Genomic DNA, 14,293 nt, shown 5'->3' on the forward strand with positions numbered 1-14,293 from the left:
TTAAAAGTCAACGGATTACACAGTGAACAATATAAATTATCAAATAACTGACGATAATAAAGTAATGGTTACTAAAGGTAATTACAGTGGAAACATTGTCATTCCTGATAAAATTGCTTTTCAGAATAAAACATTTATTGTTGAAGCTTTAGGCTACGATAGCTTTATGGGTTCAACGCAACTTATTTCTGTAAAGCTTCCTGAGACTATAAAGAAAATCGACATTAGAGCTTTCGAAGAATGCGTGAATCTTGCATCGATAAATTTACCAAAATCTCTATAAAGAATTGAAACCGCTGTATTCTTTAAATGTCATCAACTTAAAAAAATTATAATTCCGGAGAATGTAGAATTTATCAGTCCTGATGCATTTTCTTATTGCTCTTCGCTTCAGGAAATTTCGGTTGATCCTAAAAATAAATTCTATGCATCCAAAGACGGAGCTTTGTATGATAAATCATTTAAAACATTGCTAAAAGTTCCGGATACAAAAACAGAAATCAACATTACAGATACCGTAGAAAAATTTTTTCCAACCACATTTGAAAACTGCATATTTTTATCAAAAATTGAACTTCCCTTCTCCGTGACAGACATTCCTACATTTTCGTTTGATAATTGCAAAGCATTGAAAGAACTTAATATTCATCAAAATATAAAAACAATTGGCTGGGATATTTTCCGAAATGCAGAAAATTTAGAAAAATTCACAGTTCACCCACTCAATCCGAATTTTTCTACTGAAGATGATGTTTTGTATGACCATGAAAAATCTACTCTACTGAAGTTTCCTCCGGCAAAAGAAAAAATCACAATTCCTTCTACAGTAAAAAACATTGCAACCTCTGCCTTTAATACAAGTAAAAACCTGAAAGAAATTACAATTCCTGAAACTGTTGAAAAAATAAATACTTGGGCATTTGCAAACTGCCCTCTTTTAACTAAAATTACGCTCCTCGTAAAGAAACCCGTTTATATGTCTGAAGCTTTCCAGATAGGCAGGGAAAAAACTTTCTACGTTCCTAAAGAAGCCATTGAAGAATATAAAAAATCTAATGATATGTCTTGGAAAAATGCAAATTATATAGGAATTTAAAAAAAGTAAATTTACAAAGTACAAAAGCTTCGAAAACATTGATTTTCGAAGCTTTTTATTTATATTAGCGAAGAACAAAATTCACCTTAATATGAAATTAAAACTTAGTCTTCTATCATTATTTATATTTTTAGCTTTTTCTGCACAATCTTACAAAGCCGTTTATGATTTTAAATGGAAACCTCAGAAAAACGCAACTGAATATTTGCATGAAGATTTCGCTTTGATAATGAATGAAAATAAAACATCTGATTTTTTATCCTACATTAAATTTAAAAGTGATTCCACAAAAACTAAAACTGTAAATGATTTTAAAAAAGTCGGGCAAGGAAGTATGTCATTCAATTATAAATATGGAGAATCAAAATTTAATGAAATCGTTTCTAAAAATTACACCAACAAAGAAATTCAGTTTGAAAAACAACTTTACGACAAGCTTTTTATCGCAAAAAATAATTGTAAAATAGAATGGAAAATAAATTCCGCCAAAGACAAATTCCTGGGTTATTCTATACAAAAAGCAACGACTGAATTTGGTGGCAGAAAATGGACTGCATGGTTTACTTCTGAAATTCCCGTTCAGGATGGACCTTATAAATTCTTTGGTTTACCCGGTTTAATTTTAAAAATAAATGATTCAGAGAACGAATTTCTGTATGAAATGAAATCTATCACAAAAGAAGCTAATGACATTTCAGAACGAAATTTTGGAACTAATACTATCATTAAATTGAGCTCAGAAAAATTCCAGAAAATTTGGGAAGACTATAAAAAACAACCTTCTTCTATTTTCAATTATCAAACTCAGCCCAACACTGATGCGTGGACTGCAAATTATACAATTGGTGGTGGTAATCCGAATGATAAAAAATACCGTGAAAATTACGACACAAAAACAAGAGAGTTTCTGAAGAGCTTTGAAAATCCGATTGAGCTAAAGAATGATTGTCAGTAAATTGATGATTTGATTTAAATCTAAAATCCTATATTTGTAACAATGAAACACTTAAACAGCATTTTACGTTTACCGTTTTTCAGTACTTATTATTACCCGTTCTATCGTTCGGGAAGTATTTTTTATACCTAAAATTCAATAAAATTTAAACTAAAATATTAAAGAGCCCGAACAGATTTGTTCGGGCTTTTTTATGCTTAAAATTCAACAAAATGATACACACATTAAAAGAAAATGTAGAAATTATTCTACCAGAAAACGGTTTGGAACAGAAACTAAAACAAGCCGAAGAAGAAAACAGAAAACTCATCATCAAACTTGGTTTTGATCCCACTGCTCCGGATTTACATTTGGGACATGCTGTTGTTTTGAAAAAACTGAAACAGTTTCAGGATTTAGGACATCAAATCATTATTATTGTAGGAAGTTTTACGGCAAGAATCGGTGATCCGACCGGGAAAAACAAAGCTAGAAAACCATTAAGCAAAGAAGAAGTTCAGCATAATGCAGAAACATATATCAACCAGCTTTCAAAAGTAATTGATGTAGAAAAAACGAAAATTGTTTTCAATTCTGATTGGTTGGATTCTTTGAATTTTTCAGAAGTTATTCAGTTGATGTCAAAAGTTACAGTGGCCCAACTGATGCATAGAAATGACTTCAACAAAAGATTTTCTGAAAACTCTCCGATTGCAATGCATGAATTGGTTTACCCAATTTTACAAGGATTTGATTCCGTAAAAATTGAAGCAGATATTGAAATGGGTGGAACCGACCAGCTTTTCAACTGTACGATGGGAAGGCAACTACAGGAAACTCATCAAATGTCACCACAAATTATAATGTGCATGCCTTTATTGAAAGGACTCGACGGAAAAGAGAAAATGAGTAAATCGCTCAACAATATTGTCGGATTAACAGACGAACCGAACGAAATGTTTGGAAAAACAATGTCGATTCCTGATTCTCTGATTGATGAATTTATTGATTTGACCACTGATTTTTCAAACGCAGAAAAGCAAAATTTAAAATTGAGAATTACTGATGGTGAAAATCCGATGAACATCAAAAAAATCATTGCTAAAAATATTATTTCTCAATACCATAATGAAGAATTGGCTGAACTTGCTGAACAGTTTTTCATCAATCAGTTTCAAAACAAAAATTTTGAAGAGAAAGTATTTGAACCAATTGCTATTGAATCTTTATTTCCAAACCAATCAAAAATCAGCATGATTGAGCTTTGCCACCAATTAAAAAACAACAAAAGTAAATCTTTTATCAGAAGATTAATTGAAAGCGGAGGAATTCAAATTAACAATGTAAAAATTACAGATTCAAATGCAGAGATTGAATTCTTAAAACTGACAAAAATTAAGATTGGAAAAAGAGATTTTTTTGAATTGTTTTAAATCAAATAACAATTAAACCATTAAGAAATTTAAGTGATTAAGATGAATTAAGGAAATATCTTAGATATTTTTAAGCGTAGCGCTTACTATTTGACAAAGTCAAATTCTTAATAATTCTTTTCTACAAAACTTTTATATTTCTTAATGGTTAAAAACTTTCTTCAATTAAACATTATCCTTTACTGATTCGCCATCGTCACATAAATAATTCTTCCGCCTTCTTCATTAGAAAGCAATATTTTTTTGCCTTCAGACAATTCAACCATTGAATTGGGCGGAATCTCTTTTTGTTCGGTTAAATCTTTCATAGAAGTCAAAGTCTGATTCACCAAAACCCATTTATCCTGATAAAAAGTAAAATATCCGACCGGTTTTTTATCTTCAAAAGTAAGACTTTCGTTACGAATCACTTTTCTTGAAACGTGCCATTTAAATAAATACTGATTATGATAAACCATCAATCGATGATTTTCAGGCTTCCAAACCTCATCATCATATTTAAAATACAAATCGAGAACAGGCAAACTTCCTTTGTGTGAAGTTCCACAGAACGGACATCTTGGAGTTTGAGTATTATCGAAAACATACCATTTTTCATTGCATTCAGGATTATGACAAGGCTGAATTAAATCTACCGTTTTCAGTAAAGCAGTTTCCCATTCATTTGCCAAAGGTCTTTTAATTGGATCATGAAGCCCATCAATAAATGCTTTTTTAAACAATTCCGATAAATAAGGACCGGTAATCGTATAAGGAATTTTAGTTGGATCACCCCAAAAAGTATCCCATTTTTTAAGATATTCAGTTCGTACTTTATTGGAAGAATCTGTTGGATGTTCTACAAAAAGAGCCTTTTCACCCATCGAAAGTATTTCATCTTTTTCAGAGTCCAGATCCCAAATTTTTCCGCCTCGCAAAGGATGACGACGAAGAAGATACATATAGATAAGAACCGCCAAAGCATGAAGATCGGTCTTCTGATTCGGAAGCTGTCTTCCGGGATCATGCAGATGTAAATGTTTTGTTTTTAAAACTTCCGGAGCAATAAAATCCGCAGTTCCGATGACTTCGGGCGGAAATAATTTTGGAACAACTAATCCGTCAATATCAATAATACAAGCCGATTTTGTAACCGGATCTACTAAAACATTATTGTAAGAAAGATCCGAATGCGCCAAACCCATTTGATGTAATTTCTTAATTCCACGGGTGATGTTGATCGCAATTTGGAAATAACTTAGCCAATCTCCCAATTCTGATTTATCTAAGCGAAGCGGATAATGTTGGTTTCTAAACATTGGAGCCGTAAACCACTTCCCCACTTTATCGCCACCTGCGATATTATCTGAGCCAAAATATCCTTTCGCAAAAAAGAATTTCTGATTGTAAATAGGAACCACAATTCCCGTTAAATTATTTTTCTGAACAATATCATAAGGCCATCTGAAAACTTCATCCAAATAATATTCCGAAGCATTTCCGTTTTGAATATTCACCAAATAGGTCGAAACAATTCTTTTGATTCTTTCTTTTTGTTCGTTCTCTAAAGGAGTTCTATAAAATGCCACTACATATTTTCTGTCAGGCGAAAAATAAACATCTTTCACCCCGCCTTTTACAGGGTTTTCATCTACATATTCATAAGATTTTGTAGTGTCTAAAATTGAGGAAACGGAGGTTGTTTTTTTCATAATATCTAATTAATTATGTGGTTTTAAAAATATACCAGCCATTACCTATTTCTCTAATCATAATTACACGACTTGGATTCATTTCAGGAATTTTTGATTTTTCAGTATTATAAAAATATCCTACAGTATTATCAATCATTCCACCAATTGTTAATGTAAAGCAACTATCACAAGGAAAATAAAAATTTCCATAATTTCCAATCAATAAACTTTTTAATTCTTTTTCAAAATGTTTACTAATTTCCTTATTAGACAATTTTGGATTTTCCTTACTAAATTTTTCTATTTTCTCTTTTAAATCTTCGAACCTCGTTTTATTATCATTAAAATACTTTATAATATTATCATCTGATTCTAATGTAAGTTTTGTATTTCCAATTGTATTGTCTAAATCTATTTGGTTTTTGATTCCTAATTCATCGATTTTGAATAAATCTTGTTTATCCTTTTCAGACATTTTTTCAAATTCATGAACCATTTGTTGCAAAATTCCAGTTTGTGCAAGAGCTCGATAAGCAGTTATCATCCATGTTTTATCTTTTTCAAAATGTAAATACGTATCAAATCCTTTTCCTAAGCTATCAATTACAGTAATATTTACAACTGCTGTTTTATCATTTTGACTTAGTGTTTTAAAATCTAATTTTACATTACTTCCTAAGTCATTTTTATTTGGATGTCCTTCAAATTCATCTTTTATATATTTTTTCACATCGGGAAAATCAGTTAAAAAAAGTTTTTGGGCAAGATCTAAAGGCTCATATTGTTGTCCAAAAATAGTTAGAGAGTTAATTATTAAAACTAAAATTATAATTTTCAACTTCATTTCATTTATTTTTTATTTAATAAATCACCGCCAAAGTTCGGTCATCATGATTTCCCTTGCTCCAGAAATCCATCCAGGAAAGCAATTGTTCATCAATGTTTTCATCGTTTTGAAAATCTACTTTTGCTTCATCATCATTTTTGCCATCCAAATCTTCAAAAAAAGTTTTCCAGCTTTCAATGTCTTCCAATTTGTTTTCGGTGATAAATTTAGGATCATAAATTCCGTCGGTCATTAAAACCAGTTTAGAAAAATCTTTAACATGAATAATTCTGAAACGTGAAGAAATAGTTTCATCGAAAATTTCGTTCATTGTGATGAATCGGGTTCCGCCTCCGAATTCGCCGACATCCATTGTATTTAATAATTTTACCTCAGAAAAATCTTCATTAATCAGGTTAATCGGACAATCGCCTACTCCAAAAGTAAAAATAATATATCCAAAGTCAAACTTTTTAACCAAAGCGAAAATTAAGGTGGAGTGCAAATCTTTTAAAGTCACAAAATGCTCTTCCGCTTTTTCTTTTAAAGTTTTAAAAGTATCGGAAACACCTTCATACAGAATTTTTATGATGTTTTGTTTCGTTTCAGAATCATTTTTATCCGAGTTGAAAATCTCATTTAAATTAAAGTCAAGCTCGTTTAAAACTTCTGCTTTCTTAAAATATTGATTGATCGATTGAGTAGCCATTTCAGAGCCATATCTCGCCAATTGCGCAGAACCTGCACCATCGGAAACCGAAACAATATTCCAGAAATTTGGCAATTCATCTACCGCAAAATCATCATCTCTGAATTTTCCTTCGTGCGCATGAGAACGACCTCTTTTGGAAGCCACCACAATTTTTTTATTTGAAAATTGACCTTTAAATACGCCTTCATCTTCTTTATGAAACGGCGCTTCTTTATCAGACGGAATATTCTTCCATAAATCTTTTGGATCTGCATTGACGAAAAGCTGTGCTTTTTTAAATTCAGATTTTTCTTCGTCTTGAATATGAAAAAACTCAATTTTTAAATCGTAAGTATCGCTTTCAAAAGGTATTCCTTTAATCTTGTTTTCTTCAAAGCTTAAACCCGCCAATTCCAACCCTGAAATATCCTTAATTTTAATATTAGGAAACTCTTCCATCGGAAAAACAAATTCGTATTTTTTCTTGGAATGTGCATTGGTAATCGGAAAAAATGCATCAGCAAATTCTTCTCTTTCTTTATAAATCATTGCTTCCTGCATAATCTTTTTCTGAGCTTCAATAATCAACTCTAAATTGTTCTGAATTTCCGTTTGAGCCAAAAGTTTTGAAACCACTTTATCCATCGTTTTACTATCATGAATATTGTGATTTTTCAAAATTTGCCTGATTGTCTTTTCCATTTAGCCTAAAGTTCGGTTGATGTCAAAACCTTCATTGCTGAAACCATAGTAGTCTGAAGTTCCACACCAAGGACATTCATTGTAGCCTTCGCCTTTTAAACAATGAATTCCACCACACGAACAGGTTGCTAAAGCAATCGGATTGGCACAATGCGGACAAGACGGACTTCCATGAAGTTCTTCCACCGAAATTTTCTGACTGGTTTTCTGTGTCGAAGAAAGTCGGTAATACGAAGCATCGTCTATTCTGTATGTTCCTTCCAGTCGGTAATATCGGGTTTGCATTCCTGCAATTCCTGAATCAGTGTATGCTTTTTTATATTTAATTAAATAAGATTTTTTTGAGTCTGAACATTTACCACTTAAAACAACAAAATTATTGTCGGGAAATCGTTGCTGCATTTCAGGATCAACTTTTTCTAAAATACTGTGATCGATTTTAGATAAATTAATTCCGTCTTTGTTTGCTTCCGTTACACTCTGACTTGTTGTTTTGATAGAATCTGTCACCCATTTGAAAAATTCTTTATATGAATTTTCTGAATTATTATTAAATAACAAAACGTGATCTGAAAGCGTTCCTAAAAGTTTATGATTAGTATTATCACCAATCGAAATGGCAATTGTATTTGATTTTCCATGATAGTTTTTATTCCATTTTTCGATGGCAATCTGTGCATCATCGGTTGGAACACCGTCTGTGAAAAGGAAAACAAGAGGCTTCCAATCGCCTTTTCTATCGTAAGTAGTTTTTACAATATCTTTATCGATGCATTCCATCACTTTGAAAAGACCTTTTGCCAAAGACGTTCCGCTACCTACGGGAATTTTCGGGGGATAAAACGAAATAATATCCTGTAAAGGTGTAATTACTTCTGCTTCTCCTGCAAAACCAACAACGGAAATCCAAACTGTTTCTAAGGAATACGGATCTTTTTTCAGTTCTCTTACAATGGTTGAAATACCTTCCTGAACCTGATCAATCGGTTCACCAATCATCGATTCGGAAATATCTACCAAAAAATAAATGGGAAGTCTTCTCATCATTTTTAATTTTAGAAGATTTTAAATTTAACCATTAAGGTTCTATTAAGGATTTAAGAATATTAAGTTTTAGCTTCGCTTTTAGCAACTTGCTTTTAAAAAATCTATTTGATTTTTCTTAATTAAACTTAACTTTTTAAATCATCTTAATGGTTTGATTTTTTTATAATTTTTAGTGACAGATTTAAATAATAATATTCAGTTCTGATGGTGGTGGTGGAAGACTAATGCTTTCGCCTGTTCCCTGAGATTTCCCTCCCATTGTAATGGATGAACTTACCCATTTAAAAAACGATGATAAGGTTGCAGCATCGGTTGTATCGAGTTTTACTACATTATCGGTCAATTCTTTCAGGAAACTTTCATCAGCTTTTGGACCTGCTGCACATCCAACAATCACCCCAAAATCCATATTTTTGATTACAGGAATCATCTGTCTGTATTTTTGAATATCTGAAGGTTTCCCATCAGTAAAAATAAAAAGAAGCGGTTTCCAATCACCTTTTACTTCTGTAGAACCTTTAATTAAATCAACCTGAAGCAACGCTGAAACCAATTCCAAAGCCGCTCCTGTATGAGTTGGACCACTATCCGGACAAGTAATTTCCATTGGATGAAAACTCGCCAAATCAATCATCGGAATAATATTTTTTACTTCACGATCGAAAGTTGTCACACTTAAATAAAGCGTATCCATCGCTTGAGGATCTGAACGTAGCATAGAAATTAATCCATTGAAACCATTATTCAACGCTTGAATAGGTTCGCCGTTCATAGAGCCGGAAGTATCCAATAAAAAGTAGGCTAATAATCTTCTGTTCATTATAACAGGTATTAATTCACTAACAACAAACAGATTCTGCTATTTGCTGTTAGTTTATGATTAAATCAAATTTTGAAGAAAGTTAATTTCAATAAAAATTTAATAAGAATATCTCTTTAAAATGTCAACAAAACTGTCTGACTGATTTGGCTCTCCTAAAGCACGGAATTTCCAGTCACCATTATGTCTGTATGCTTCCGCAAAAACCATTGAGCACATTCCGTTCATACTTGAATCACCAGAAAGACTATACTTTGTAATTTCTTTTCCTCTTGCATCAACTGCACGAATAAATGCATTATCAATCATCCCAAAATGTTGATTATTTTGTCTTCCCATATAAATCGTTACCACGAAAATAATTTTCTGATAACGTTCGTCGAGTTGGTCTAATTTAACGATGATTTGCTCGTCATCGCCGTCTCCAGCTCCGGTTCTGTTATCGCCAGTCAACCAGATATGTCCGCTTGGATGCTGCATTGAATTGAAATAAATAACATCACCTTGGTAAAGCCCCATTTGTCTTCCATCATTCGTCTGAACGGTTCTTCCTAAATTGGCAACTTTTCCGTTTCCATCTAAAAGAAATGCAACTGCATCTAAATCATACTCTGCTTCTTTGTTGAAAATTTTCCCGAAAAAACCTCCTTGTTTACGAACATCCCATCCTAAACCAATGGTTACCTGAGACAGATCATAAACACTTTCTCCACGATCGTTTTTTCTTAAATCTATAGTTTGACCTTTCTGTAAATTGATTGCCATTTTTAATATCTTTTTTGTGTTATTAATTTTGTTTTAAATCTTTTTTAAACGCAAAGAGCGCAAAGTTTTTTTATCTGATTGAGAATATTTTCGTTCGCAAAGGCGTTTCACTCAGCGAAGATTGAAAGTCTTTGATGCATGCTATTAAAATATTTCTTTTATTTAATGATCTGACCTTTATAATATTTCTCTAAAAAGAAACCGAGATCTGCTCTGTAACCGATGCCTGAAGCTTCAAATTTCCAGCTTCCGTTTCTTTTGTAAAGACGTCCGAATTCTACACCTGTTTCAATAGAAAAATCTTCATCAAGCTCATATTTTGCAATTTCCTGATGATTGTTATTATCCACAACTCTGATATAAGAATTTCTTACCATTCCGAAATTTTGTTTTCTTCTTTCGAAATCTTCAATGGTTACCACAAACAGAATTTCTTCCACTCTTGGATCCACCTTTTCAAGATCGATAACAATTGCTTCATCATCGTCTCCATCGCTGCTTTTTCCATCGGGATCATCTCCTGTATGTTGTAAAGCTCCGTCCGGAGAATTTAAATTATTGTAAAAAACAAAATACTCGTCACCGACAAGCTTTCTGTCTGAATCAATCATAATCGCTGAAGCATCCAAATCGAATGCATGACCTGTACCTTCATTTGGGTCCCATCCCAAACCAATTGTCATTTTTGTAAGTCCTAGTTCTATTTTTTGACCTTTCTGTAAATTAATTGCCATAATCTATAAATATAATTTTTCCCTTAAGATAGATTTGATTTTTGAATTAACCAAATTAATGATAAAAAGTCATACAGTTTTAAAGTTTTTTTAATATTTGAAAAAAATTTAAGCAAAAAAAAATCCTGCTTCAAATGAAACAGGATTTATATATTTTAAAATTAATAAGATTATTCTTCTATTAAATTATTACGTGCTTTTGCCAACATCGGAATAGAAATCAATCCCATCACCAACATAACAACAATTTGTAACGGAAGCGAGATAAATGAATACGTCAATCCCATTTCGCCACCAAACTCAGCACTTTTGCCCATCGCAAGGAATAATGCCATAAAACCGTACTTCATTGCCAAATTAAAGGCTCCAATTCCGCCACTTGCAGGAATTATCATTCCTAAAGTTCCTACAACAATGATGAAAAATCCGTCAGCAAAAGTAAAATCTGAAGTTTCAGGCAAAGCAAAACACACAAGATATGCTGCAAAATAATAAGAAACCCAAATTCCTATTGTATATATAATGAACTTTCCTTTTTCTTTCAATTTGAAAATCGAGGTAAGACCTTGAATAATACCATCAATAAAACCAATAATTTTACCTAAAACAGGAACATTAACAAATTTATTTTTAAAAACAAAAAACAAAACTCCGGCAATTGCTAAACCTCCAAGAATCAACAATATTTTATTCGGATTTATATTGACTCCTGAATTTTCGTAAAATGATAAGATTGCATCATATTTAAAAATTAAGGTCAATCCTAAAAATCCAAGCATACAAATCAAATCCACTACTCTTTCCAGAATAATAGTCCCAAAAGATTTATCAACAGGAACTTTTTCAACACCATATAAAGCAGTTGCTCTCGCAACTTCCCCACTTCTAGGAATGGTAAGATTCATTAAATATCCGAAAGATAAAGACCAAAGTGCATTTGAACTTGAGATTTTGTGCCCCATTGGTTCCAATAATAAATTCCATCGAATTGCCCTAAACCAGTATGCTAAAAGTGCAAAAACTGCAGCAAAAGCTACCCAAAGATAATTGGCTTTCGCTAAAGATTTCTGAATGACTTTAAAATCCAGTCCTCTCAGTGCTAACCACAAAAAAAAGCCTGCAAAAGCAAGCGAGATTACTATGGTGAGTAAAGATTTTAAAGTTTTATTTGATTTCTTCTCCATAAATTAAGTAAGAAGATTTGTTTTTTCGTCCGGGAAAACAATTTTTGGTTGATATTCCTGAGCTTCTTCCGGAGTCATTTGAGCATAAGCAATGATAATAATAATGTCATCACGCTGAACTTTTCTTGCTGCAGGACCATTTAAGCAAACTTCTCCTGATTTTCTTTTTCCTTTGATGACATAAGTGTCAAAACGTTCCCCGTTGTTGACATTCACGATATAAACTCTTTCTCCAACTACCAAACCTGCAGCCTCGATAAGGTCTTCATCAATGGTAATACTTCCAATATAATTAAGGTCTGAAGCCGTAACTCTAACCCTGTGAATTTTAGATTTGAATACTTCTATTAACATGGTGCAAATTTATTAATAATATTTAAGAAAATCATTTTAAAATAAAAATTACAACTCCCATAAATTGAGGTGATTAATTTAATCCAAACTAAAATATTCATATTTATTTTACAAACTTAGCAAGCATATCTGTAAAAAAATCAATTGTTGATATTAAATTAGGAATTTAATAAATTTAAAAACAAATAATAATAATTTAGGAAAGCCAATATACATAAGTAGTTGGCACGGTTTTAGTATCTCGAAACCTTGATTTTTCGTAAAAACCCAAATTATCAAATTTTAATTGATTTTGATGAAATGTAAAAAAAATCAATATGTTTTTACAAAAAATTTGCACAATTTGAAAATTGTTTTAAATTTGCTTTTATAACTAACTAACTTTTAATATTAAAAATTATGAACAAGTCTGAATTAATTGACGCAATCGCAAAAGACGCAGGTATTACTAAAGTTGCTGCAAAAGCTGCTCTAGAATCTTTTATCTCTAATGTAACGAATACATTAAAAACTAAGGAAGGTAAAGTTTCTTTGGTAGGATTCGGTACTTTCTCTGTATCTGAGAGAGCTGCAAGACAAGGTATTAACCCTGCGACTAAAAAACCAATCAACATCGAAGCTAAAACTGTTGCTAAGTTCAAGGCTGGCGCAGATTTATCTACAGCTGTTGCAATGGCAAACGTACCTGCAGCTGCTGCTAAAAAGAAAAAATAATCATTTGATTATAAAGAAAAAACCTCATCATTTGATGGGGTTTTTTTGTGTGGTTTCTCGAAACTCAGCCAAAATTTGATTTAAGTTTTCAAGCTATCAAATAAATTAAGGAGCTAATCTGGAAATTTTCCAGTCCAAATCTTCTAATGAATATATAATTCTATCATGTAATCTATTTGGTCTTCCTTGCCAAAACTCTATTTCGTAAGGTTTTGCGATGTAGCCACCCCAATTTTCCGGTCTTGGAACTTCTGAATTTTCATATTCTTTTTCTAAATCTCTCAATTTTTCTTCTAAAAACTCCCTGTTTGGAATTTCTTGACTTTGAGGAGAAACCGCCGCTCCAAGTTGACTTCCTTTTGGTCTTGAATGAAAATAACCGTCACTCAAATTCTCAGCAATTTTTTCAAGGTTTGCTTTGATGATAATCTGTCTTTCTAAACCTGGCCAAAAGAAATGAAGACACGCTTTATGTGTTTTTTCTATTGCTTTTCCTTTTCTGCTGTCGTAGTTGGTATAAAAAATAAAGCCTTCATACGTATATTCTTTTAGCAAAACCATTCTCGTTCTTGGACATCCATCTTCCTCCAAAGTAGAAACCGCCATTGCATTCGCCTCTGAAATGGATGGATTTTCCGAAGCTTCCAAAAACCAATCTCTGAATTGTTCGATAGGATTCTCTTTAATCTCACTTTCAATAAGTTGTGATTTTTCGTAGATTTTTCTTTTATCGTGGAGGTTTTCCATAAATAATTTTTATTAAATTTGAGTATGAATTACTCATACAAAGGTAAAATATTAATTTCCACACCTGATATTTCCGGCGATATTTTTTCAAGATCGGTAGTGCTGATTATCGACCACAGCGAAAGTGGCGCATTCGGCTTGATCTTGAATAAAAAAAACAGCAAAATGAGTAATCGTTTTAAAAATTTCTTCGATTTTCAGATTGAAGTTTATGATGGCGGTCCTGTAGAAAATGACAAAGTATTTTTTATTGTTAAAGGAAAAAAAGTCACTGAAAACTACACCATAATCAATGATGAATATTATCTTACAGAAGATATAGAACTTATTATTAATGCTGTTTTGCAGAACGAAATCAGCATTCAGGATGTAAAAATATTTTCGGGATATTCGGGTTGGTCGGGTTTACAGCTTGACAATGAAATCCAACAAAAAGTTTGGACGGTTGTAGATGTTTACAATTTAGATTACACGCTTCCCAATGACCATACTTTATGGAAATCAATTATGCAAAATCTTGGTGGTGAATACCTTTTGTGGGCAAATGCTCCAGAAGACATTTCGTTAAACTAA

General features: G+C 32.1%; 16 protein-coding genes and 1 pseudogene. 6 read left to right on the top strand and 11 right to left on the bottom strand.

All coding sequences use genetic code 11. The features are described from left to right. Window positions 1–64: 64 nt before the first annotated feature. Window positions 65–397, top strand: a pseudogene (locus OF897_RS21595) (leucine-rich repeat domain-containing protein); the annotation flags it as partial. A 26-nt stretch (window positions 398–423) separates the two neighbouring features. On the opposite strand, the gene OF897_RS08865 reads toward OF897_RS21595, so the two are convergent. Continuing rightward, a complete protein-coding gene (locus OF897_RS08865) occupies window positions 424–597 on the bottom strand; it encodes a hypothetical protein (protein WP_267265490.1) in 174 nt (57 codons plus the stop codon). Between OF897_RS08865 and OF897_RS08870 the strand changes: the two genes are divergently transcribed. From OF897_RS08870 to tyrS, 3 genes are all read left to right on the top strand, one after another. Next, window positions 554–1,096: a leucine-rich repeat domain-containing protein gene (locus OF897_RS08870; RefSeq protein ID WP_267265486.1), complete on the top strand. Its 543-nt coding sequence runs from the start codon at window positions 554–556 to the stop codon at window positions 1,094–1,096. The two genes, OF897_RS08865 and OF897_RS08870, sit on opposite strands and share 44 nt — an antisense overlap. A gap of 91 nt (window positions 1,097–1,187) precedes the next feature. Continuing rightward, window positions 1,188–2,051 carry a GLPGLI family protein gene (locus OF897_RS08875; RefSeq protein ID WP_267265342.1) on the top strand — a complete coding sequence of 288 codons (864 nt, stop codon included), beginning with the start codon at window positions 1,188–1,190 and terminating at the stop codon, window positions 2,049–2,051. 212 nt (window positions 2,052–2,263) lie between these two features. Then, window positions 2,264–3,463, top strand: a complete 1,200-nt coding sequence (gene tyrS / locus OF897_RS08880; RefSeq protein WP_267265343.1) for a tyrosine--tRNA ligase — start codon at window positions 2,264–2,266, stop codon at window positions 3,461–3,463. Between the two features lie 179 nt (window positions 3,464–3,642). Here tyrS and OF897_RS08885 read toward each other — a convergent pair whose 3' ends face one another. The 9 genes from OF897_RS08885 to panD form a co-directional block, all read right to left on the bottom strand. After that, window positions 3,643–5,154, bottom strand: a complete 1,512-nt coding sequence (locus tag OF897_RS08885) for a helix-hairpin-helix domain-containing protein (protein WP_267265344.1) — start codon at window positions 5,152–5,154, stop codon at window positions 3,643–3,645. 13 nt (window positions 5,155–5,167) lie between these two features. Then, on the bottom strand, window positions 5,168–5,980 hold the full coding sequence (locus tag OF897_RS08890; protein WP_267265345.1) for a hypothetical protein: 813 nt from the start codon (window positions 5,978–5,980) through the stop codon (window positions 5,168–5,170). Between the two features lie 16 nt (window positions 5,981–5,996). Further along, entirely contained in the window at window positions 5,997–7,355 is a 1,359-nt protein-coding gene (locus OF897_RS08895) for a PP2C family serine/threonine-protein phosphatase (protein WP_267265346.1), read from the bottom strand. After that, a complete protein-coding gene (locus OF897_RS08900) occupies window positions 7,356–8,402 on the bottom strand; it encodes a TerY-C metal binding domain-containing protein (protein ID WP_323809038.1) in 1,047 nt (348 codons plus the stop codon). 181 nt (window positions 8,403–8,583) lie between these two features. Then, window positions 8,584–9,222, bottom strand: a complete 639-nt coding sequence (locus OF897_RS08905) for a vWA domain-containing protein (protein WP_175621123.1) — start codon at window positions 9,220–9,222, stop codon at window positions 8,584–8,586. A 99-nt stretch (window positions 9,223–9,321) separates the two neighbouring features. Then, window positions 9,322–9,987, bottom strand: coding sequence for a TerD family protein (locus OF897_RS08910; protein ID WP_267265347.1), 666 nt, complete (start codon window positions 9,985–9,987; stop codon window positions 9,322–9,324). Between the two features lie 158 nt (window positions 9,988–10,145). Beyond that, window positions 10,146–10,721, bottom strand: a complete 576-nt coding sequence (locus tag OF897_RS08915) for a TerD family protein (RefSeq protein ID WP_102980898.1) — start codon at window positions 10,719–10,721, stop codon at window positions 10,146–10,148. Window positions 10,722–10,891: 170 nt separating this feature from the next. Beyond that, window positions 10,892–11,905, bottom strand: a complete 1,014-nt coding sequence (locus tag OF897_RS08920) for a lysylphosphatidylglycerol synthase transmembrane domain-containing protein (RefSeq protein ID WP_267265348.1) — start codon at window positions 11,903–11,905, stop codon at window positions 10,892–10,894. A 3-nt stretch (window positions 11,906–11,908) separates the two neighbouring features. Further along, on the bottom strand, window positions 11,909–12,259 hold the full coding sequence (gene panD / locus OF897_RS08925) for an aspartate 1-decarboxylase (protein WP_267265349.1): 351 nt from the start codon (window positions 12,257–12,259) through the stop codon (window positions 11,909–11,911). 399 nt (window positions 12,260–12,658) lie between these two features. On the opposite strand from panD, the gene OF897_RS08930 reads away from it, so the two are divergent. Next, window positions 12,659–12,973 (top strand): HU family DNA-binding protein, encoded by a 315-nt coding sequence (locus OF897_RS08930; protein ID WP_267265350.1) that lies wholly within the window; start codon window positions 12,659–12,661, stop codon window positions 12,971–12,973. 105 nt (window positions 12,974–13,078) lie between these two features. Here OF897_RS08930 and pdxH read toward each other — a convergent pair whose 3' ends face one another. Beyond that, a complete protein-coding gene (gene pdxH, locus OF897_RS08935; RefSeq protein ID WP_267265351.1) occupies window positions 13,079–13,720 on the bottom strand; it encodes a pyridoxamine 5'-phosphate oxidase in 642 nt (213 codons plus the stop codon). Window positions 13,721–13,744: 24 nt separating this feature from the next. On the opposite strand from pdxH, the gene OF897_RS08940 reads away from it, so the two are divergent. Continuing rightward, window positions 13,745–14,293, top strand: coding sequence for a YqgE/AlgH family protein (locus OF897_RS08940; RefSeq protein ID WP_267265352.1), 549 nt, complete (start codon window positions 13,745–13,747; stop codon window positions 14,291–14,293).

Origin of the sequence: Chryseobacterium formosum, from assembly GCF_026460885.1 — a bacterium.
In the GTDB taxonomy this organism is placed as follows: domain Bacteria; phylum Bacteroidota; class Bacteroidia; order Flavobacteriales; family Weeksellaceae; genus Chryseobacterium; species Chryseobacterium formosus.

Bases quoted from the DNA above. Each gene is read 5' to 3' on its own strand.
- OF897_RS08915 (WP_102980898.1), bottom strand. From the start codon at position 10,721: ATGGCAATTAATTTACAGAAAGGTCAAAAAATAGAACTAGGACTTACA.
- OF897_RS08930 (WP_267265350.1), top strand. From the start codon at position 12,659: ATGAACAAGTCTGAATTAATTGACGCAATCGCAAAAGACGCAGGTATT.
- OF897_RS08890 (WP_267265345.1), bottom strand. From the start codon at position 5,980: ATGAAGTTGAAAATTATAATTTTAGTTTTAATAATTAACTCTCTAACT.
- OF897_RS08885 (WP_267265344.1), bottom strand. From the start codon at position 5,154: ATGAAAAAAACAACCTCCGTTTCCTCAATTTTAGACACTACAAAATCT.
- OF897_RS08920 (WP_267265348.1), bottom strand. From the start codon at position 11,905: ATGGAGAAGAAATCAAATAAAACTTTAAAATCTTTACTCACCATAGTA.
- OF897_RS08900 (WP_323809038.1), bottom strand. From the start codon at position 8,402: ATGATGAGAAGACTTCCCATTTATTTTTTGGTAGATATTTCCGAATCG.
- OF897_RS08865 (WP_267265490.1), bottom strand. From the start codon at position 597: ATGTCTGTCACGGAGAAGGGAAGTTCAATTTTTGATAAAAATATGCAG.
- OF897_RS08875 (WP_267265342.1), top strand. From the start codon at position 1,188: ATGAAATTAAAACTTAGTCTTCTATCATTATTTATATTTTTAGCTTTT.
- pdxH (WP_267265351.1), bottom strand. From the start codon at position 13,720: ATGGAAAACCTCCACGATAAAAGAAAAATCTACGAAAAATCACAACTT.
- OF897_RS08905 (WP_175621123.1), bottom strand. From the start codon at position 9,222: ATGAACAGAAGATTATTAGCCTACTTTTTATTGGATACTTCCGGCTCT.
- panD (WP_267265349.1), bottom strand. From the start codon at position 12,259: ATGTTAATAGAAGTATTCAAATCTAAAATTCACAGGGTTAGAGTTACG.
- OF897_RS08895 (WP_267265346.1), bottom strand. From the start codon at position 7,355: ATGGAAAAGACAATCAGGCAAATTTTGAAAAATCACAATATTCATGAT.
- OF897_RS08910 (WP_267265347.1), bottom strand. From the start codon at position 9,987: ATGGCAATCAATTTACAGAAAGGTCAAACTATAGATTTAAGAAAAAAC.
- tyrS (WP_267265343.1), top strand. From the start codon at position 2,264: ATGATACACACATTAAAAGAAAATGTAGAAATTATTCTACCAGAAAAC.
- OF897_RS08940 (WP_267265352.1), top strand. From the start codon at position 13,745: ATGAATTACTCATACAAAGGTAAAATATTAATTTCCACACCTGATATT.